This is a genomic window from Ideonella oryzae (assembly GCF_024055665.1).
GTDB classification, from domain to species: domain Bacteria; phylum Pseudomonadota; class Gammaproteobacteria; order Burkholderiales; family Burkholderiaceae_C; genus Ideonella; species Ideonella oryzae.
The window spans coordinates 127622-147471 of sequence record NZ_JAMXMC010000002.1; the positions used below are offsets into that span (position 1 = coordinate 127622).

The 19850-nt window shown below is 69.8% G+C and carries 15 protein-coding genes; 9 read left to right on the forward strand and 6 right to left on the reverse strand.

Features of this window, described 5'->3' with window-relative positions; translation table 11 throughout:
* Positions 1-35 precede the first annotated feature (35 nt).
* Genes M0L44_RS03235 through M0L44_RS03250 form a run of 4 tightly spaced genes read left to right on the forward strand, consistent with a single transcriptional unit; the run spans position 36 to position 7144 of the window.
* Positions 36-1454, forward strand: coding sequence for a hypothetical protein (locus tag M0L44_RS03235; RefSeq protein WP_252768178.1), 1419 nt, complete (start codon positions 36-38; stop codon positions 1452-1454).
* 47 nt (positions 1455-1501) lie between these two features.
* Positions 1502-5356: a type VI secretion system membrane subunit TssM gene (tssM, locus tag M0L44_RS03240; RefSeq protein ID WP_252768179.1), complete on the forward strand. Its 3855-nt coding sequence runs from the start codon at positions 1502-1504 to the stop codon at positions 5354-5356.
* Complete coding sequence (gene tagF, locus M0L44_RS03245; protein ID WP_252768180.1) at positions 5353-6345, forward strand: type VI secretion system-associated protein TagF; 993 nt, start codon at positions 5353-5355, stop codon at positions 6343-6345. Before tssM ends, tagF begins: the two co-directional genes overlap by 4 nt.
* A gap of 1 nt (position 6346) precedes the next feature.
* Positions 6347-7144, forward strand: a complete 798-nt coding sequence (locus tag M0L44_RS03250) for an OmpA family protein (protein ID WP_290429031.1) — start codon at positions 6347-6349, stop codon at positions 7142-7144.
* A 34-nt stretch (positions 7145-7178) separates the two neighbouring features.
* Here M0L44_RS03250 and tssA read toward each other — a convergent pair whose 3' ends face one another.
* From tssA to M0L44_RS03280, 6 genes are all read right to left on the reverse strand, one after another.
* Entirely contained in the window at positions 7179-8267 is a 1089-nt protein-coding gene (gene tssA / locus M0L44_RS03255) for a type VI secretion system protein TssA (RefSeq protein WP_252768181.1), read from the reverse strand.
* A gap of 104 nt (positions 8268-8371) precedes the next feature.
* Positions 8372-8800 (reverse strand): hypothetical protein, encoded by a 429-nt coding sequence (locus tag M0L44_RS03260; protein WP_252768182.1) that lies wholly within the window; start codon positions 8798-8800, stop codon positions 8372-8374.
* A gap of 163 nt (positions 8801-8963) precedes the next feature.
* A complete protein-coding gene (eda, locus tag M0L44_RS03265; protein ID WP_252768183.1) occupies positions 8964-9599 on the reverse strand; it encodes a bifunctional 4-hydroxy-2-oxoglutarate aldolase/2-dehydro-3-deoxy-phosphogluconate aldolase in 636 nt (211 codons plus the stop codon).
* A 1-nt stretch (position 9600) separates the two neighbouring features.
* On the reverse strand, positions 9601-11442 hold the full coding sequence (edd, locus tag M0L44_RS03270; RefSeq protein ID WP_252768184.1) for a phosphogluconate dehydratase: 1842 nt from the start codon (positions 11440-11442) through the stop codon (positions 9601-9603).
* A 4-nt stretch (positions 11443-11446) separates the two neighbouring features.
* Positions 11447-12916 (reverse strand): glucose-6-phosphate dehydrogenase, encoded by a 1470-nt coding sequence (gene zwf, locus M0L44_RS03275; protein WP_252768185.1) that lies wholly within the window; start codon positions 12914-12916, stop codon positions 11447-11449.
* A gap of 85 nt (positions 12917-13001) precedes the next feature.
* Positions 13002-13859, reverse strand: a complete 858-nt coding sequence (locus tag M0L44_RS03280) for a MurR/RpiR family transcriptional regulator (protein WP_252768186.1) — start codon at positions 13857-13859, stop codon at positions 13002-13004.
* A gap of 52 nt (positions 13860-13911) precedes the next feature.
* On the opposite strand from M0L44_RS03280, the gene M0L44_RS03285 reads away from it, so the two are divergent.
* From M0L44_RS03285 to M0L44_RS03305, 5 genes are all read left to right on the forward strand, one after another.
* The gene (locus tag M0L44_RS03285) at positions 13912-14601 is read left to right on the forward strand and encodes a response regulator transcription factor (protein ID WP_252768187.1); all 690 of its coding nucleotides are present in this window, start codon (positions 13912-13914) and stop codon (positions 14599-14601) included.
* The gene (locus M0L44_RS03290) at positions 14594-16081 is read left to right on the forward strand and encodes a sensor histidine kinase (protein WP_252768188.1); all 1488 of its coding nucleotides are present in this window, start codon (positions 14594-14596) and stop codon (positions 16079-16081) included. Before M0L44_RS03285 ends, M0L44_RS03290 begins: the two co-directional genes overlap by 8 nt.
* Positions 16082-16231: 150 nt before the next feature.
* Complete coding sequence (locus tag M0L44_RS03295; RefSeq protein WP_252768189.1) at positions 16232-17440, forward strand: maltoporin; 1209 nt, start codon at positions 16232-16234, stop codon at positions 17438-17440.
* Positions 17441-17520: 80 nt separating this feature from the next.
* Positions 17521-18795 (forward strand): ABC transporter substrate-binding protein, encoded by a 1275-nt coding sequence (locus M0L44_RS03300; protein ID WP_252768190.1) that lies wholly within the window; start codon positions 17521-17523, stop codon positions 18793-18795.
* A 96-nt stretch (positions 18796-18891) separates the two neighbouring features.
* Complete coding sequence (locus tag M0L44_RS03305) at positions 18892-19773, forward strand: carbohydrate ABC transporter permease (RefSeq protein ID WP_252768191.1); 882 nt, start codon at positions 18892-18894, stop codon at positions 19771-19773.
* Positions 19774-19850 lie beyond the last annotated feature (77 nt).

Below are 19850 nucleotides of genomic sequence, written 5' to 3' on the forward strand. Positions count from 1 at the left end.
GGGGCGCATCAGCGCCGGTCTGAAGGTCGTGTGAAATGAAGTTCTGGTTCAAGGGCCTGGCGTGGCTGGTTGCCGTGACCTGTGTGGTGTGGATCGCCGTGCTGTGGCACTGGCGCTCCCAGGCGCGCGACATCGCGGCGGCCGACCTGTGGGTCTACCTGGTGGCACTGCCGCTGGTGATCACGGGGCTGCTGCTTGCCGGGCGCTGGGCATTCGGTGCAGCGGTGCGCAAGCAGTCGCAAGCGGATGCGGAGCGCGCCGCTGCGGGTGAGCAGCCCGCGGATTCGTCAACGCCCGGGCTCGCGCCGCTGCGATGGCAGGTGCTGGGGCAATGGGTGCACCTGGCCCTGGGCAGCAGCCCGGAGGAGGTGCTCGAGGCGGTTGCAGCGGGGACACCCCGGCCGAGCCCCGATCCGGCGCTGCGCGATGACCAGGGGCTGCCGGTGCTCAGCGCCCGCTGCGCCACCATGGATCCCGAGGCAGTGGCGGTGGACCTGCCCCAGCCTCAGCAGTTCGATGCCGCGGGTCTGCGGGCCCTGGCCGGCCTGGTGCCCGTGGTCGATGCGCTGTCGTCCGTGTGGGGGCCCTGGGCAGAGCGCTTTCAGCCGAGTTCGACTGTGGGCGCAGCGGGTGACCCATTGCGCCGCGTGCGGGTCTTGGCCCACTGGCCCTTGCACTGGTCTGAAGCCGCCCGGGCGCAGGCCATGGACTGGCTGCGCCGGCGGCTCACGGCTGCCGCAGGCGAAGCGATCCCGCCCTCCGCCTGGTGGGTTCAGGACGTTCCGGGTGACGGAGTCGCCTTGTTGGTGGCGGCTGACAAGCTGCTTGAGACGCTGCACCGCCAATCCTGTGACGATCTGGTGCTGACGCTGGCCTGCCACAGCGATCTGGACATGCCGGCGGTGGACCGTTTGCTGCGCGAGCAGCGGCTCTTCCAGAGCGAACGCCAGCCGCGCGGGGTGATGCCCGGCGAGGGGGCGGTCGCCATGCTCTGGGCCACCCAGCCCTGGCCCCTGACCGAGGACCGGCCGCCGGTGCAAGCCTCTCGAATGCAGGCTGTGTGCCGGGAGCAGTCCATCGACGCACCTGGCCGCACCCGGGCCCGTGAGCTGTCGCAAGCCGTGGGCAATCTGCTGGAACAGTCTGCTCAAGCGCCTCAATCCCTGTGCGCCCTGGTGAGCGATTCGGACCAGCACACGGCCCGCGCCACCGAGCTGTTTGCGGTGTCGCTCAGCCAGTTGCCCCAGCTCGAGCCGGCCGAGGACATGCGGCTGGTGGGGGCGCTGACGGGCCACCTGGGCGGAGTCTCGCCCCTGGCCACGCTGGCCCTGGCCGCGGCCTGGGCCGGGCAGGGGCGAGGGCCACTGCTGGCCGTGTCCGTGGGGGACCGGTACTGGCGACTGATTGCCCATCTGCATCTTCTTTCCGACGAGGTCGCTGCGGCGGCCACCTGACCTTTTGCGGGCACTTGCAGTCCGCCTTCTGCATCAACGGTCTGACCATGAATCGATTCCTTCAACTGCTGCTGGACCCGCGGGTCCTGGGGGTGCTCGGGTTGGCGGCCCTGGCGGCCTTCCTGTTCCTCGGGGCGGATGCCCTCCAGTGGGGCCTCACCCTGGCAGCCATCGTGTTCGGGCTGGTCCTGCTGACGATGGCGATCGTTTGGGCGGTGCGCCGCTGGCGCGCCCGTCGGGCGGCCCAGCGCATGGAGCAGGAACTCGAGAGCACCCTGGGTGAGACAGACCGGAGCGCACGTGCAGGCAAGGAGGGCGCCGAGACGGCGGTGATCCGCGAACGCCTGGTGGAGGCCCTCAAGACCATCAAAACCTCCAAGCTGGGGCAGACCACCGGGCAGGCCGCGCTGTATGAGTTGCCCTGGTACATGGTCATCGGCAACCCCGCGGCGGGCAAGAGCACAGCCATCGTCCAGTCGGGCCTGCACTTTCCCTTTGCCCGCGGCACCGACAACATCCTGCGCGGCATTGGCGGCACCCGCAACTGCGACTGGTTTTTCACCAGCGAAGGTATCCTGATCGACACCGCCGGCCGCTATGCGGTGCACGAAGAGGACCGCGGCGAGTGGCTGAGCTTCCTGGGCATGCTCAAGCGCAACCGGCCCAAGGCGCCGATCAACGGCATCTTGATCGCCGCCAGCCTGGCCGAGCTGATCGAGGCCAAGCCCGATGCGGTGATCCGGCTGGCCAAGAGCCTGCGCCAGCGGGTGCAGGAGTTGACCGAGAGCCTGGAGGTGTTTGCGCCGGTCTACGTGGTGTTCACCAAGGCCGATCTGATCCCCGGCTTCGTGGACTTCTTCGAAGATCAGGATGCCAAGGAACGCGAGCGGGTCTGGGGGGCCACGCTGGCCTACCGCCCGGAGACGCCGGTCGATGCGGTCGAACAGTTCGACGCGCATTTCGACGAGCTGCAGGACGGTTTGCGCGAACTCGCGATGGCCCGCATGGCGCTGAACCGCGGTCGGCCGCTGTCCCCGGCGGTGCTGGCCTTCCCGCTCGAGTTTGCGGCCATGCAGAACGTGCTGCGCAGCTTCGTGGCCACGCTGTTCGAGGACAACCCCTACCAGTACCGGCCGGTGTTCCGCGGCTTCTACTTCACCAGCGCGGTGCAGCAGGGCGTGGTGGGAGACCGCTCCCGCAACGGTGTGGCCCAGCGCTTCGGCCTGGGCGCACCTGCGGGGCCAGCGCCCACGCCGCTGCAGACCGAGAACGGCTTCTTCCTCAAGGATCTGTTTTCCAAGGTGCTGTTCGCCGACCGCCAACTGGTGCGGCAGCACGCCAGCAAGGCCAAGGCCCGTCTGCGCATCGCCACCTTCGCGGGGGGGGTGGGCGTGCTGGCCCTGGCCCTGGCCGCCTGGAGCTGGTCCTATGTAGGCAACCGCCAGCTGGTGCAGAACGTGCAGGCCGATCTGGACAAGGCGATTCAGCTGCAGCAGGGGCAGACCGACCTGGCCTCCCGTCTGCAAGCCATGGAGCTGCTGCAGAACCGGGTCGAGCAGCTCAACGCCTGGCGTGAGGGCCACCCGTGGTCGGTGGGCCTGGGCCTCTACCAGGGCGAGGCGTTGGAGCGCAAGCTGCGCGCCGAGTACTTCCATGGTGTACGCGAGCTGATGCTCAAGCCGGTGGCCCAGGCCCTGGAGGGCTATCTGGGCGAGGTGAACCGCCACGCGGCCGACCTCAAGCCGGTGAAGGCGGTGGATGCGGCGGTCCAGCCGGTGGCCTTGTCGGCCTCGGCCGCCCAGGCTGCGGCCAGCGCCGCCAGTGCCGGTGGCGGCGTCACCACGGCTGTTGCCGCGGCACCATCACGCTATGTCCAGGCCTCAACCACCGATGTGGAGGATGCCTACAAGGCGCTCAAGACCTACCTGATGCTGGCGGAGCGCCAGCGCATGGATGCCGGCCACCTGACGGACCAGATCACCCGCTTCTGGCGCAGTTGGCTGGAGGACAACCGCGGCAACCTGCCGCGCGAACAGATGATGCGCAGCGCAGAGCGCATGGTCAGCTTCTCGATGGCCAATCTGAACGACCCGGCCTACCCCGTGCTGGACAACAACTTCAGCCTGGTGGATCAGACCCGCGAGAACCTGCGCCGCGTGGTGCAGGGCGCGCCTGCGCTGGAGCGCGTCTACGCCGAGGTGAAGGCGCGGGCCTCCACCCGCTTCCCGCCGATGACGGTAGCCCGCATCGTGGGCGACGCCGGCAAGGACACCGTGCTGGGCAGCCAGGTGGTCTCGGGCACCTTCACCCGCGAGGCCTGGCAGGGCTACGTCAACGAGGCCTTCCAGCAGGCGGCCGAGCACGAGCTGCAGAGCGTGGACTGGGTGCTCAAGACCGACTCGCGCGACGACCTGTCGCTGCAGGGCAGCCCGGAGGACATCCGACGCAAGCTGACCGAGCGCTACAAGAACGAGTACGTGGCCGAGTGGCAGCGCTTCATCCAGGGCATCACGGTGGCCGACTTCACCAGCTTCGACGCGGCGGTCGGCCACATGAACCGCCTGGGCGACAAGGCCGACTCGCCCATCCGCAAGCTGCTCTCGGTGCTGTACGACCAGACCTCCTGGGACAACCCGTCCATCCTGAACGAGCGCCTGGCCAAGACCCAGCAGGGCTTTGTCGAGTGGTTCAAGCAAAGCATCCTGCGCATGTCGCCCTCCAGCGTGGAGCTCAAGGTCGATGTGGCGGGCGGGGACAAGGGCATTCCGATGGGCCCGGTGGGCCGCGAGTTCGCGGTGCTGGCCCGCTGGATGGATGCGCGCGATGGCGGGCAGGCACCCCTGGACGGCTACCTGCAGTCGCTCAGCAAGCTGCGCACGCGCTTCAACCAAATGAAGAGCCAGGGCGATCCGGGCCCGGCCTCGCGCGAGCTGATGGCCGCCACCCTGTCAGGCAGCGGCTCTGAGCTGGCCGACGCGTTGAAGTTTGTCGACGAGCAGATGTTCACCGGCGCCACCGATTCGGCCAAGGCCACGCTCAAGCCCATGCTGGTCCGGCCGCTGATGCAGTCCTTCGCTGTGCTGGTGCCGCCGGCCGAGACCGAGCTGAACCGCCTGTGGACGGCCCAGGTGCTGCAGCCCTTCCAGCAGAACCTGGCGGGCAAGTACCCCTTCGACACCGGTTCGCGCATCGAGGCCAGTGCGACCGAGGTGGCCCGGGTGTTCGGGCCGTCCGGCGCGGTGGCCAAGTTCGCCAGCGAGTCGCTGGGGCCCTTGGTGACGCGGCGGGGCGACGCCATCACGGTCCGCCAGTGGGCCGAACAAGGTGTGCGTCTGCGGCCCGAGTTCGTGGATGGCTTCCCGGCTTGGGTGGCCGCGCTGGACGGGGCCGAGGGGGGCGCCGCCACGACACCCACCGGTGCCGCTGCCGGGCCTGCGCAGAGCGCCTTCCAGCTCATGCCCATGGGCGCCCCTGGCTTCCTGGAATACACCATTGAGATCGACGGGCAGGTGCTGCGCTACCGCAATGGCGCAGCCCAGTGGACCAACTTCGTCTGGCCCAACCCGGGTGGCACGCCGGGGGTACGCATCACCGGGGTCACGCTCGACAGCAAGACGGTCGAGGTCTTCAGTGCACCAGGAGCCTACGGCTTCGAGCGCCTGGTCGCGGCGGCCCAGGTCAGCAAGCTGGCCGATGGCGTGCGCGAGCTGCGCTGGGGTGAAGGGCGCAACGCCGTCACCGTCCATTACCGGGCCATCACCATGCCGGGCGCCTCTCAAGCAGCCAGCGGTGGCAGTGGTGCGCCGCGCGGCAAGGGTCTGCGCGGGTTGAACCTGCCTGCGCTGGTGGCCGGCGCCGCACCAGCCGAGGCGACGGTGGCCCAGACGGGAGCGGCACCGTGAGCGCCCGCGCCTTTCCCGTGACGCTGGCCTGGTTCGGCAAGCTGCCCGGCCACGGTGACTTCCTGCGCAGCAGCCAGCAGGGGTTGTTGACCCAGCGGCTGGACCAATGGCTGGCCCAGGGCCTGGACCTGATGGCCAGTGACAGCCGCTGGAAGCAGATCTACGACCAGGCGCGGGGCACGCCCTTTGCATTGTTCGGGGTGCAGGGGCGGGCCATGCTGGTGGGCTATCTGCAGCCCAGCACCGACCTGTCGGGCCGGCGCTATCCCTTCGTGCTGACCGGTGCGATCGAGATGGACGGCGCCGCGGGACAGTGGGTGCTGATTCCCTTGCTGCTGGAGCGGTTCTGGGGCGAGCTGGAGCAGCTGTGCCGGTCCGCGCATGACCACGCCGAACCGGTGCGCCATCTGGCGGAAGCCGCCCAGCGTGAATGGCAGCTGGTGGTCGATGCGGCAGGCCAGCAGGCCGCCTGGCGGGACTTCCTGGAGGACCAGACGCTGGGGGGACTGGAAGGGTTGCTGCGCCGGGGGGGCCATCCTGCGATGGACCTGCACCGCGCGATGGTGGCGCTGGGTCTGCTGCTGCAGCCGGTGCCGGCCAGCGGTGTTTCCAGCCTGGACAAGGGGTTGAGCCTGCCGCTGCCGGACGACCCGCTGTACCGCGCGGCCGTGGCCAGCTTCTGGCTGGGCCTGATCGCCCCTTTCGTGGCGCGCGGCAATTTTGAGCTGTCCCTGCACTTCGGCCAGGACGTTGCGGGTGGCGCCTGCCTCTCGGTGGGCTTTGCCGGGGCCTCGGCCTCGGCGCTGCAGGTCATGCTGGACCGGCTCAAGGCCGAGGAACTGCGGGTGTCCCTGGTGGCACCCGAATGGGTCGATGCCCAGCTGGAGGATGGCTTTGCCATGCGCAAGCTCTCCAGCTACCTGCGCCAGCCGCAGCTGTCGCTGGCGCAGGCCGTGTCGACCTTCAAGGAATGTTTTCTGGGGGAATGAGATGAAGCCGCAGTGGATTCGGATGCCGCGATGGGCCCTGCCTGTGCTGTGCCTGTCCTTGGCCGGGGTCGCCGGCCTGGGCTGGTCGGCCGAAACGGCCGCCCCCGCCAAGGTGGTGCTGGCCGGGGTGGTGCCTGACCAGGCGACCAAGGCAGCGCTGCTGGCGCGGGCGCGCGAGCTCTATGGCGCCGACCGGGTGGTGGATCAGCTGGGTGTGGATCACCTCGTGGCGCCGCCGCAGTGGCTGGACCATGTGCAGCGGGTGCTCACGCCGGAGCTCAAGAAGGTCAGCAACGGCCAGCTGCGCGTCACCGGCAACACGCTCGAGCTGACCGGTCAGGTGGACAGCGAGGCCACCCACCAGCAGCTGGTCAGCACCCTGGCCACCCAGCTCAACAACCCCACCTATGCGGTGCGCGATGGCCTGACCGTGGGCGGCACGGGCCAGGCGGCGCTGGACGATGTGCTGACCCGGCGCACCATCGAGTTCGAGCCGGGCAACGCGCAACTCACCCCGCGTGGCGTGGCGGTGCTGGAGGAGTTGCTGCCTCTGCTGCAGAAGATGCCAGGCCGGCGCTTCGAGGTCATCGGCCACACGGACGATGTGGGTGCGCGGGAGGCCAATGTGGCCCTGTCCGAAGCCCGTGCTCGGGCTGTCAAGGACTACCTGGTGGGCAAGGGCCTGTCGGCCGCCGACATCGTCACCTCCGGGGCCGGGCCGGATCGCCCGGTGGCGGACAACTTGAGCCCCCAGGGGCGGGCCCGCAACCGCCGCATCGAATTCCGCGTGCTGGCCTGAGGGGCGGTCTGGCGGACCGGCCCCGCCCCGGCGTTCAGTAGCCTGGTTCTTCCCGACGCTCCACGCCCAGCAGCTCTTCGACATGGGCCAGGGCGCCCGGGTCCTTCAGCACGGTGCGCAGCCAGTCGTGCAGCGGCATGGTGCCCCAGCGCGCCGCCTTGTCGGCCAGGTAGGCCACCGGGCTGTGCGGTTCGGTCACGCGGAAGTACTCCGCCACCTGGCGCAGCTGTTCCAGGGCCTGGGCCCGTGACTGGATCGGGCCGGCCGCCATTGCCTGCATGGGCATGGCCGCCAAGCCGGGGCGTGTGGCCTCGGAGGGGGCCAGCGCCGGGCCTTCGGTCGCCGTGCCGGAGGGTCCGGTCAGACCGGCGTCCCGGGCCAGACGTTGCAGGGCGTCCTGCGCACTGTCCAGCGCGCGGCGGGCATCGGCAAAGGATGGCGCTTCCTCGCCCAGGGCCTGGTCGGCCAGGGTCACCAGGTGTTCCCAGGCGGCCAGGGCAGATGCCACCGCCGCGGCCTGGGCTTCGTGTGCGCGCAGACCGGCCTGCGCCAGGCCGCGGACGATGGCGTCCAGTCCCGGCGGGGCCTCGGCGGCATTCGGCGTGGAGGCAGGCTCCGGCTCCCCCGCCAAGCGGCGGGCCCGGGCGGCCTCGACATCCAGCAGGCTCACCGGCCGACCGCCCAACACGGCACGGGGCAACAAGGGGATGCGCCGTGCCTGCTCCTCCACTTTGCTGTTCAGCCAGCGAAGGTTGCCGACCCGGGGTTCCAGGTCGCCGTCCTCGATGAGGGGATGGAGGTCGGTCCAGAAGTGTTCGATCAAGCCGGCGCACAGGGTCAGGCCCCGAGCCAGGCCCTCGAAGCCCTGGGTGTGGGCCAGGGCCTCGGCGCACCAGCCGGCCACGCGCAGGTCCTTGCTCTGCTGGCGCAGCAGCTGCTCACAGGCACGAGCCGCACCAGGCCAGTCGGCCACCTTGAGGTGGGCCACCCACTCGCCCTGGTCCAGCGTGGGGTCGTCCTCCCGCCGCAACTCCTGGATGACGTCGACCTCCGGCGAGAGGGACATGTCCGAGCCACCCGGCGCGGCCTCGGAGATCGGTGCCAGCAGGTCTTCCAATTCCATTCTTGTGGTACTCCCTGGTCTTTGCGCGCCATTGTGCCCGCCAGCCCTGCGGGCCGGCGAAGGGGGCAAGGCAGGTGAAACAGGCGCTTACGAAATGCCCAGGCTCACTTCCAGAGCCAGGGACTGGGCAAGCTGGAGGTCGACAGCCAGTGGGCCCAACCCCGCGGGTTGTCACGGCGCCGGACAGGTTCAGGCAGGGGCAGGTCGGAGGGCTCGCGGAACCACAGGCCATCGGCCAGGCTGCGGTAGGCGCGCCAACCCTTGGGCAGGTCGGCCACGAGTTGAAGAGAGGGATCGCGGGCCACAGCCCGCCCCAGCGTGACGATGCGGCAGCGGTCGTCTTCGTCGACCGGGCCGTGCAGGAACTGCCAGTCGCCATCCCGGCTGCGAACCACCAGCAGCACCGGATGTCCTTCGCCCAGCACCCGCGAGGAGGTGTAGGCCAGCGTCTGGGCCGGCTCGCAGAACGCCCACGAGTCATCACTGGGCTCGGAGCCGGATTCCGTGAGGGGAAAGGAAGAGCGGGAGGTCATGGCAGAGAGAACCCTGCCCGGAGATCGTGACAGCGGCGTGGCAGGCAGCGATCACCCGGGACCCGGGATGTGTTGCGCACGTTTACACGTTAACACCGGCCTGCGTTGCGCCCCAGCCCCCAATCGGGGGATATTCCCAGTTTTGTCCCAGTGCGAAGGCGGCTTAACCGGCGCTGAGTTCGGTCGCCTGACGGGCCAGTGCGGTGATCTGATTCCAGTCTCCGGCGCGCAGGGCGGCGGCCGGGGCCAGCCAGGAGCCCCCCACCAGGGCCACGTTGGGCTGCTTCAGGAAGCCGCCCAGGTTGTCCAGGCTCACACCGCCGGTGGGGCAGAAGCGCACATCGCCAAACGGCGAGGCCAGGGCCTTGAGCATGTCCAGGCCGCCAGCCACGGTGGCCGGAAACAGTTTCATCAGTCGGTAACCGGCTTCCCGGGCGGCCATCACCTCTCCCGGTGTCATCACGCCCGGCACGAAGGGCAGGCCGGCCTCGGCCACGGCGCGCAGCAGGGCCGGGCTGTGGCCGGGCGACAGGCCGAAGCGGGCGCCGGCGTCCTGGGCGCGCCGCACATCGTCGGCGCTGAGCAGGGTGCCGGCACCCACCTGCATCTCGGGGACCTCACGCGCCACTGCCGCGATGGCCTCCAGGGCGCAGGGGGTGCGCAGGGTGATCTCGATCACGTCGATGCCACCGGCCAGCAGAGCCTGGGCCAGGGGCACGGCATGGGCGGCGTCCTGCAGCACCACCACGGGCACGACACGGGAGCGGAACGCAGGCAGGGCGGGCAGAGAGGTGCTCACGTCAGATCTCCGGAAAGAGGGCGCTGCCACCGGCCTCGGCGCGGGAGGCCTGGCGGCGGAAGGTGGCGAACAGCTCGCGGCCGCAGCCGCGCTGGTGGGCGGACAGGTCCGCCGTCTCGAGGGGCCGGGCGGCCAGTTCATCATCGCTCAGTTCGACGACCAGCCGGCCGGCGTGGGCATCGAGCTCGATGATGTCGCCGTTGCGCAGGCGGGCGATGGCGCCACCGGCCAGGGCTTCGGGGCTGAGATGGATGGCCGCGGGCACCTTGCCCGAGGCCCCCGACATGCGCCCGTCGGTCACCAGCGCGACATGGAAGCCGCGGTCCTGCAGCACGCCCAGCACCGGGGTCAGGGTGTGCAGTTCGGGCATGCCGTTGGCCTGCGGACCCTGGTGGCGCAGCACGGCCACTAAGTCGCGTTCCAACTGGCCGGCCTTGAACTGGGCGATCAGCTCGGCCGGGTCGTCCACCACCACGGCCGGGGCGCGCACATGGCGGTGTTCGGGCTTGACGGCCGAGACCTTGATGACCGAGCGGCCCAGGTTGCCCTGCAGCAGCTTGAGCCCGCCGTCGGCACTGAAGGGCTCGCGGGCCGGCCGCAGCACGGTCAGGTCGCCGCTGTCGGCCGGCGTGTCGCGCCAGGCCAGGCGGCCGTCCTGCAGCCAGGGCTCGCGGGTGTAGTGGGCCAGACCCGGGCCGGCCACGGTGGCCACGTCCGGGTGCAGCAGGCCCGCGTCCAGCAGCTCGCGGATCAGGAAGCCCATGCCGCCGGCGGCGTGGAAGTGGTTCACGTCGGCCGTGCCGTTGGGGTAGATGCGCGTCATCAGCGGCACCACCTCGGACAACTCGGCGAAATCGGTCCAGTCGATGCGCAGGCCGGCGGCGCGCGCCATGGCCACCAGGTGCAAGGTGTGGTTGGTGGAGCCACCGGTGGCCAGCAGGCCGACGATGCCGTTGACGATGGCGCGCTCGTCCACGATCTGGGCCAGCACGGTGGGCTCGGCGCCCTGGGCCGACATGGCCAGGGCGCGGCGGGTGGCCTCATCGGTCAGCGCGGCGCGCAGCGGGTCGTCCGGCGGCACGAAGGCCGAGCCGGGCAGCTGCAGGCCCATGATCTCCATCAGCATCTGGTTGGAGTTGGCCGTGCCGTAGAAGGTGCAGGTCCCGGCGCTGTGGTACGAGGCGGACTCGGCCTCCAGCAGCGCGGCGCGGTCCACCTTGCCCTGGGCGTACTCCTGCCGCACCTTGGCCTTGCGGTCGTTGGGCAGGCCCGAGCGCATCGGCCCGGCGGGCACGAAGACCACCGGCAGGTGGCCGAATTGCAGCGCCCCGATCAGCAGGCCCGGCACGATCTTGTCGCAGATGCCCAGGCACAGCGCGGCATCGAAGGTCTGGTGCGACAGGGCCACCGCGGTGGCCATCGCGATCACGTCGCGCGAGAACAGCGAGAGCTCCATGCCCTCGTTGCCCTGGGTGATGCCGTCGCACATGGCCGGCACGCCACCGGCCACCTGGGCCACGCCGCCGGCGGCGCGGGCCGCGGCCTTGATCTGGTCCGGGTAGCTGGCGTAGGGCTGGTGGGCCGACAGCATGTCGTTGTAGGCCGTGACGATGCCGACGTTGGGTGCCCGCAAGGCCTTGATCGCCAGCTTGTCGTCGGCCGGCGAGGCGGCGAAGGTGTGGGCCAGGTTGGCGCAGCTCATGTGCTCGCGCTGGGTGCCCTGGCGCTGCCAATGCGCCACGGTGTCCAGATAGGCCTGGCGCAGGTCCTGGCTGCGGGCGCGGATGCGCTCGGTGACCTCGGCGATGTGGGGATGCAGCGGGGAGCGTGTGGTGGCGGTCATGGGGTCAGGCCTCCTCGGACCATTGCATGTCGTGGCGGGCCATCAGGGCCGACGAGGCGGCCGGGCCCCAGGTGCCGGCGGCATAGGGCCGGGGGGCGTCGCCCTGGGCGGCCCAGCCGTGCAGGATGGGCTCCACCCAGGCCCAGGCGGCTTCCAGTTCGTCGTGCCGCATGAAGTGGGTCAACCGGCCGCGGATGACGTCGATCAGCAGGCGCTCGTAGGCCTCGGCGCGGCGCTCGGTGAAGGCGGTGTGCAGGTCCAGGTCCAGGCTGACCGGGCGGCGGCGCATGCCGCTGCCGGGTTCCTTGGCCATGATCTGCAGCTGCACCGACTCCTCGGGCTGCAGGCGGATGACCAGGCGGTTGCCGGCGCTGCGGTAGGTGTCGGGGAACAGCGAGAAGGGCTGGCCGGCGAAGTCGATCACGATCTCCGAGCAGCGCTCGGCCAGGCATTTTCCGGTGCGCAGGAAGAAGGGCACGTTGCCCCAGCGCCAGTTGTCGATGTGGGCCTTGAGCGAGACGAAGGTCTCGGTGCGGCTGTCCGGGGGCACGCCATCTTCCTGCAGATAGCCCGTCGCCGCCCGCTGCTGCACGGCGCCGGCTGTGTACTGGCCGCGGATGACGTCGCGCGCGATCTCGGCCGGGCCCATGGGCCGCAGCGAGCGCAGCACCTTGAGCTTCTCGTCGCGGATGGCGTCCGGGTCCAGCGACACGGGCGGCTCCATCGCCACGATGCACAGCATCTGCAGCAGGTGGTTCTGCACCATGTCGCGCAGCGCGCCGGTGCCGTCGTAGAAGCCGGCGCGGCTGCCCACGCCCACCGTCTCGGCCACGGTGATCTGCACGCTGCGGATGAAGGGGGCGCGCCACAGCGGCTCGAAGATGGCATTGCCGAAGCGCAGCACCATCAGGTTCTGCACCGTCTCCTTGCCCAGGTAGTGGTCGATGCGGAAGATCTGCTGCTCCTCGAAGAAGCGGCCGACCTCGGCATTGATGGCCCGAGCCGAGGCCATGTCGTGGCCCAGGGGCTTTTCCAGCACCACGCGGGCCTGGGCATCCACCAGCCCGGCGCCAGCCAGGTGGGCGCAGATGCGGGTGAAGAGAGCGGGGGCCGTGGCCAGGTAGAACACCCGCTGGGCGCCGGCCCGGCTGTGGCGGGCCAGGCGGGCGAAATCCTCCGGCGCGGTGGCGTCCAGCGCCACGTAGTCGATCAGGGCCTCGAAGCGGTCCCAGGCCTCGGCCTGCAGGCTGCGGGCCTCGATGAACTGGCGTGCGCCGCCCAGCACCTGCTGGATGAAGGCCTCGCGCGACAGGGCCTGGCGCCCGACGGCCAGGATGCGGGCCCCGGTCGGCAGGTTGCCGTGCAAATGGGCCATGTACAGCGCGGGCAGCAGCTTGCGCACCGACAGGTCGCCGGTGGCGCCGAAGATGAACAGGTCCAGGTCGGGATCGGAGGCGGAAACGACAGGGTCCATGGCGAGCGTCCAGTCAGGGAAGTCGCTAGTGTAATGAAATTACCTAAAAATTAGTAATCAGATTACATCCCATGAGAACCCTGACTCAGTCGTCCCGGTAGCGCTTGGCCTGCAGGTTGCGCTTGAGCGCGTGCAGGCGGGCCGGCAGGTCCGGGCCCAGCTGCAGCGCCACCTCGGTGGCCAGGATGTCCACGATCACCAGGTGCAGCAGGCGCGAGACCATGGGGCTGTACTCCTCGTAGGACTCGGGGTGGTCGGCTGCGATGTGGATGTCGGTGGCAGCGGCCAGCGGCGAGCCGCTGGCGGTGACGGCCACCGTGGTGGCCTTCTGCTGGCGGGCCAGTTCGGTGGCGTCCAGCAGGTCGCGGCTGCGGCCGGAGTTGGAGAACACCACCACGCAGTCCTCGGGCTGCAGCAGGGTGGCACCCATCACCTGCAGGTGGCCGTCGGCATAGGCGGCCGTGTGGCAGCCCATGCGGAAGAACTTGTGCTGGGCGTCCTGCGCCACGATGCCCGAGTTGCCCACGCCGTAGAACTCGATGCGGCGCCCGGCCCGGATGGTGCGCACCAGGGCCTGGCTGGCCCGCTCCAGCGGACGCAGGCCGGCGTTCTGGCGGAAGTCGGCCAGGGTCTGCTGCACCTGCTCGACGATCTTGTCCACCACCGCTCGGCTGCCGTCGCCCGGGGCCACCGACTGGTGCACATAGGGCAGGCCCTGGCCCAGGTTGCCGGCCAGCTTGAGCTTGAAGTCGGCCCAGCCGCCAAAGCCCAGGCTGCGGCAGAAGCGCACCACCGTCGGGTTGCTGACCTGGGCCTGGCCGGCCAGCTCGGCCACGGTGCGGGCCAAGGCGGCGCGCGGATCGGCCAACACGGCCTGGGCCACGCGCTGTTCGGCGGCGGGCAGGGTGCTCAGGGTGCGCTGGATCTGGTCGGTGAGGCTCATGGGAGAATTCTCCGCGTTCGTCGACCCCATGCTGCACGGCAGCCCATGTTCCATGCGATTGTTGCTTGCCGAGGACGATGCCATCCTGGCCGACGCCCTGTCGTCCAACCTGCGTGCTGCCGGCTTCGAAGTGGAGCTGGCCGACAACGGGGCCGTGGCCGAGTATCTGCTGCTCAAGCAGCCCTTCGACCTGGGTGTGATCGACCTGGGCCTGCCCCTGGTCGATGGGCTCACCGTGCTCAAGCGGGTGCATGCGGCCCGGCCCACGCTGCCGCTGCTCATCCTGACCGCGCTGGACAGCCTGGACAGCCGGGTGGCGGGCCTGAACGCGGGGGCCGACGACTACCTCACCAAGCCCTTCGACTTCCCGGAACTGGAGGCTCGCATCCGCGCGCTGCTGCGCCGGGCGCGCCTCTCCGGCGCCGCCGACGGGCGCACGCCGGTGCAGCTCAGTGGCCGGCTGAGCTTTGACCGCGAGGCCCGGCGGGCCAGCGTGGACGGCACGGTGCTGGAGCTCTCTCCGCGCGAATGGCTGCTGCTGGACGCCCTGCTGACCCAGAAGGGCCGCGTGGTGACCAAGGAGCAGATCGCCCAGGCCTGGGCCGGCGACGCCGCCGAGCCGGCCAGTTCGCCTGCGGGCACGCTGGAGGTCTACATCCACCGCCTGCGCCGCAAGCTGGAGGATTCCGGCCTGGGCATTCGCACCGTGCGCGGCCTGGGCTACCTGCTCGAAGATGTCTGACACCCCGCACCGCAGCCGCCTGCGCTGGCTGGCCTGGCTGGCCCCCGGGGCCGGACCGTTGCGGCGCTACCTGCTGCTGTGGCTGCTGGTGCCGCAGCTGGTGCTGTGGCTCGGGGCGGCGGTGCTGTCCTACACCGTGGCGGCCCGCTACGCCAACCTGGCGCTGGACCGCAGCCTCTACCAGGCCTCGCGGGCGCTGGCGCGGCAGGTCAAGCCCATGGGCAGCGGCCTGCTGATCGACTTTCCCAAGGCGGCGCGCGACATCATCGAGACCGACCCGGACGACCGGGTCTACTACATGGTCAGCGCGCCGCCGGGCCAGCTCATCCTGGGCAACCAGCGCCTGCCCGAGCCGCCGCCCGAGGTCAGCTCGCCCAACGGCTTGGGGCCGGTGCTGGACAAGCCGCGCTTCTACGACGCCATGCTGAAGGAGCAGGGCGGCGCGGTGCAGGTGCGGGTGGTGGCCCTGTACTTGGCCTGGGGCGACGCCGACGCGCCCCAGACCATGCTGGTGCAGCTGGCCAAGAGCCGCATCGGCCGCGACACCCTGGCCACCCAGATCCTGCACGACACCGCGCTGCCGCTGACCGGTCTGGTGCTGCTGATGTCGCTGATCGTCTGGGCCAGCCTGCGGGCCGGGCTGGCGCCCCTGGCGCGCCTGCACCAGGCCGTCATCTCGCGCGCGCCCAGCCACCTGGACCCGATCCAGCTGGGGCGAGCCCCCGAGGAAGTGCAAGCCCTGACCGACGCCCTGAACAAGCTGCTGCAGGCGGTGCGCGAGAGCGTGGGGCAACAGCAGCGCTTCATCAGCGACGCCGCACACCAGCTGCGCACCCCGCTGGCCGGCCTCAAGAGCCAGACCGAGCTGGCGCTGCGGGAAGCGACCGATCCCGCCCTGCGTGCGCGCCTGACCCGGGTGCACGAGAGCGCCACCCGCAGCGCCCATCTGGTGACGCAGTTGCTGACGCTGGCCCGGGCCGAACCCGAATCCAGCCATGTGATGGCCCGCAGCCTCTTTGACCTGCGCCGCCTGGCTGAGGAGCTGACGGCCGAGCTGGTGCCGCGGGCCCTGCAGGCCGGTGTGGACCTGGGCTGGGCCGATGACGATCCGGAGGCTGCCGGGGATGGGCCGCTGCGGGTCATCGGCCATGCCCTGCTGGTGCGCGAGGCCCTGTCCAACGTGATCGACAACGCCATTCGCTACGCCGGCCGCGGGGCCGAGGTGACGGTGCGGGCGCGGGCGGAAGACGGCCAGGCCGTGGTCGAGGTGGACGACACCGGGCCAGGCATTGCACTGGCCCAGCGCGAGGCCGTGTTCGAGCGTTTCTACCGCGGCACCCAGGAAGGCCTGGGTTGCGGCCTGGGCCTGCCCATCGTCAAGGAGATCATCGAGCGCCATGCCGGCACGGTCACCTTGCTGGACCGTCCGCCCCATGGCCTGCGGGTGCGGGTGCGGCTGCCGCTGGCGGCGCGCGTGTAATTAATGAATTGTTAGGACTCTGTCCATAGGCTGTTGTCTCAAGTTCATAGACATTAATAAAACATTAATCTTCGGCCGCACCTGAACACAGGGGGCCGCTGGGTCTCCTGCCGCGTCGGGGCATCTCACCAAGACGAAGAGGAGACAAACATGAAACATTCCCTGCGCCCGGCCCCGCTGCTGGGCTTGCTGCTGGCCGCGCTGGCTGGCGGCGCCCAGGCCCAGATCGCCCTGGACTCGACCGGCTACTTCCGGGCCGGCCCCGGCGCCACCTCGAAGAATGCCAACCGGGCCTGCTACGGTCTGTCGGGGGCGGACTTCAAGTACCGCCTGGGCAACGAATGCGACTTCTACGGCGAGTTCCTGTTCAGCGGCACCGTGGCCCGCAAGGACAGTGGCGACACCTACAAGATCCACTTCATGCCCACGATCTTCAAGGGCAACGCCAGCGACTCGGGCGATGCCAAGTGGGAGACCGCGCAGATGTGGGCCGAGGCCACCGGCCTGGACTTTGCGCCACAGGCCAGCTTCTGGGCCGGCAAGCGCTACCACCGCGGGGCCGACATCCACATCGTCGACACCTTCTTCGAGAAGCTGGACGGCACCGGTGCCGGCGCCAGCCTGCCGGCCCTGGGCGGCAAGCTGGACCTGGCCTTCTACCGTGCTGACAGCAGCACCCAGGACGCCAACGGCCATGACAACCCCGGCAGCCGCCTGAACGCCTGGCTGCGCGACGTGCCGGTCAACGAGAACGGCACGATCAATCTGCTGCTGACCGCCACCAAGGGCGAGTTCACCGGCGGAGAGTCGGGCGCCGGCGTCAGCCTGCGCCACACCCAGGACAAGCTGCCCTTCGGTGCCAGCAACAACCTGTGGTTCCAGTACGCTCAAGGTTCGGCCGGCCTGGCCGGCGGCTTCGGCAGCCTGACCGATGGCTCCGACGTCAAGAAGTGGCGCATCGTCGACGGCTACCAGTTCCAGGCCAACGAGAACTTCGGCGGCCAGCTGATCGCCATGCTCGAGAAGAAGAAGGCCGATGCCGGCGACGCCACGGTCAAGTCCATCGGCGGTCGCGTGGGCTATGCCTTCACCCGCAACTTCAAGATCCTGGCCGAAGTGGGCGTGGACCGCGTGAGCCCGCAGGGCCAGTCCAGTGCCAACCTGACCAAGTTCACGATCGCCCCGACGATCAGCGCGGGCAAGGGCTTCTGGGAGCGTCCCGAATTGCGCTTCTACGTGACCCGTGCCAAATGGAACCAGGCGGCCAACGCGGCGGCCGGTGCCGATGGCCTGACCGGCCTGGCCGATGGCAAGACCAGCGGCACCAGCTACGGCATCCAGGCCGAAGTCTGGTGGTGAACCGAGCCACCGGCGTGAATGCATGAACATCGGCACCGGGCCCCTGGGCCCTGTGCCTGTCAAACCCGAAGGATGCGAGCATGAACAAGACGATGACCCTGCGCAGCACGTTGCGCCTGAGCGCCCTGGGCCTGGCCGCCACTGCGGCCCTGGTGACCGGCGTGGCCCGTGCGGGCGAGGTGGAGGTGCTGCACTGGTGGACCTCCGGTGGCGAGGCCAAGGCCGCCCAGGCCCTGGCCGCCACAATGAGGGCCAAGGGCCACACCTGGAAGGACTTCGCGGTGGCCGGCGGCGGTGGCGATTCGGCCATGACGGTGCTGAAGTCGCGCGTGGTCTCGGGCAACCCGCCCGCGGCCGCCCAGATCAAGGGCCCCTCCATCCAGGAGTGGGCACGCGAGGGTGTGCTGACCAACCTGGACGACGTGGCCGGCCCCGAGAAGTGGGACCAGCTGCTGCCGCCGCAGATCGCCGCCGGCCTGAAGTACAAGGGCCACTACGTGGCCGCGCCGGTCAATGTGCACCGGGTGAACTGGCTGTGGGTCAACACCGCCGTGTTCCAGAAGGCCGGCCTCAAGCCGCCGACCACCTGGGCCGAGTTCTTCACCGCCGCCGAGGCGCTGAAGAAGGCCGGCGTGATCCCGCTGGCCCACGGCGGTCAGAGCTGGCAGGACTTCACCACCTTCGAGGATGTGGCCCTGGGCGTGGGCGGCACCGCCTTCTACAAGAAGGCCCTGGTGCAGCTGGATCCGACCGCGCTCAAGAGCGACACCATGAAGGAGGTGCTGACTACCTTCAAGAAGATCAAGGGCTACACCGACAAGAACGCCCCCGGGCGTGACTGGAACCTGGCCACCGCCATGGTCATCCGCGGCGAGGCCGGCATGCAGCTGATGGGCGACTGGGCCAAGGGCGAGTTCCTGGCCGCGGGCAAGACCCCGGGCAAGGACTTCGAGTGCGTGGCCTCGCCGGGCACGGCCAAGGACTTCAGCTACAACGTGGACAGCCTGGCCATGTTCCAGCTGAAGAACCCGGCCAATGCCAAGGCCCAGCGCGACCTGGCCTCGGCCTTGATGTCGCCGGACTTCCAGGAGTTGTTCAACCTGAACAAGGGCTCCATCCCGGTGCGCCTGAACATGCCGATGGACAAGTTCGACGCCTGCGCCAAGCAGTCGTCCAAGGACTTCGTCGAGTCGTCCAAGGGCGGCACCCTGGTGCCCTCGATCGCCCATGGCATGGCCGTGCCCTCGGCCGTGGAAGGCGCGATCAAGGACGTGGTCTCGCAGTTCTGGAACAGCGACAAGGCCACGGTGGACGACACCATGAGCAAGCTGGTGGCTGCCGCCAAGGCCCAGTGATGGGCGCCGCCCCGCCCCGCGCGCGGGGCGGTTGACCTGCCACGGGGCTGGCTCGCCGGCCGGCCCCTTCTTGGTCCTCTTTTTTCCCTGCGCACCATGAGCACCGTTTCCCCCCTCCGGCGCATCGACTGGCTGCCCAAGCTCGTGCTGGCGCCATCCTTCGTTGCGGCCTTCCTGTTCATCTACGGGCTGATCGCCTGGAACGGCTACCTGTCGGTGACCGAGTCCCACCTGCTGCCGAACTACGAGTTCGCCGGGCTGGATGCCTACCGCGCGCTGATGGACAGCGACCGCTTCCATGTTGCGGCCTGGAACCTGGTGCTTTTCGCGTTTCTCTTCATCGCCGGCTCGCTGGTGGTGGGCGTGCTGCTGGCGGTGCTGCTCAACCAGAAGATCCGCGCCGAGGGTGTGCTGCGCACCGTCTACCTCTACCCGATGGCGCTGAGCTTCATCGTCACCGGCACCGCCTGGAAGTGGATCCTCAACCCCGGCCTGGGGGTGGAGCACACCGTGCGCGCCTGGGGCTTCGAGTCCTTCAGCTTCGACTGGCTGGTCAACCCGGACCGGGCCCTGTACTGCATCGTGATCGCCGGCATCTGGCAGAGCGCGGGCTTCGTGATGGCCCTGTTCCTGGCCGGTCTGCGCGGCATCGACGAATCCATCATCAAGGCCGCCCAGGTCGATGGCGCCTCCATGCCGCGCATCTACCTGCGCATCCTGCTGCCCAGCCTGCGGCCGGTCTTCTTCTCCACCGTGATGGTGCTCTCGCACATCGCCATCAAGAGCTTCGACCTGGTGATGGCGCTGACCGCCGGCGGCCCCGGCTACGCCACCGACTTGCCGGCCACCTTCATGTACGCCATGGCCTTCACCCGCGGCCAGATCAACCAGGGCGCGGCCTCGGCCACGCTGATGCTGGCGGCCGTCGCCGCCATCGTCGTGCCCTACCTCTACAGCGAACTCAGGAGCCGCCGATGAGCGCCCCCACCCTGACCGCGCCGGCCCTGCCGGCGGCCGAGGCCCCCCGCATCGATGGTCTGCGCATCGCCCTGTGG

Excerpts from the sequence above, each read along its gene's own strand:
- edd (WP_252768184.1), bottom strand. The coding sequence starts at position 11,442 with ATGACCGCCACCACACGCTCCCCGCTGCATCCCCACATCGCCGAGGTC.
- M0L44_RS03290 (WP_252768188.1), top strand. The coding sequence starts at position 14,594 with ATGTCTGACACCCCGCACCGCAGCCGCCTGCGCTGGCTGGCCTGGCTG.
- M0L44_RS03280 (WP_252768186.1), bottom strand. The coding sequence starts at position 13,859 with ATGAGCCTCACCGACCAGATCCAGCGCACCCTGAGCACCCTGCCCGCC.
- M0L44_RS03295 (WP_252768189.1), top strand. The coding sequence starts at position 16,232 with ATGAAACATTCCCTGCGCCCGGCCCCGCTGCTGGGCTTGCTGCTGGCC.
- M0L44_RS03285 (WP_252768187.1), top strand. The coding sequence starts at position 13,912 with ATGCGATTGTTGCTTGCCGAGGACGATGCCATCCTGGCCGACGCCCTG.
- M0L44_RS03300 (WP_252768190.1), top strand. The coding sequence starts at position 17,521 with ATGAACAAGACGATGACCCTGCGCAGCACGTTGCGCCTGAGCGCCCTG.
- M0L44_RS03260 (WP_252768182.1), bottom strand. The coding sequence starts at position 8,800 with ATGACCTCCCGCTCTTCCTTTCCCCTCACGGAATCCGGCTCCGAGCCC.
- tssA (WP_252768181.1), bottom strand. The coding sequence starts at position 8,267 with ATGGAATTGGAAGACCTGCTGGCACCGATCTCCGAGGCCGCGCCGGGT.
- M0L44_RS03235 (WP_252768178.1), top strand. The coding sequence starts at position 36 with ATGAAGTTCTGGTTCAAGGGCCTGGCGTGGCTGGTTGCCGTGACCTGT.
- M0L44_RS03305 (WP_252768191.1), top strand. The coding sequence starts at position 18,892 with ATGAGCACCGTTTCCCCCCTCCGGCGCATCGACTGGCTGCCCAAGCTC.
- M0L44_RS03250 (WP_290429031.1), top strand. The coding sequence starts at position 6,347 with ATGAAGCCGCAGTGGATTCGGATGCCGCGATGGGCCCTGCCTGTGCTG.
- tssM (WP_252768179.1), top strand. The coding sequence starts at position 1,502 with ATGAATCGATTCCTTCAACTGCTGCTGGACCCGCGGGTCCTGGGGGTG.
- zwf (WP_252768185.1), bottom strand. The coding sequence starts at position 12,916 with ATGGACCCTGTCGTTTCCGCCTCCGATCCCGACCTGGACCTGTTCATC.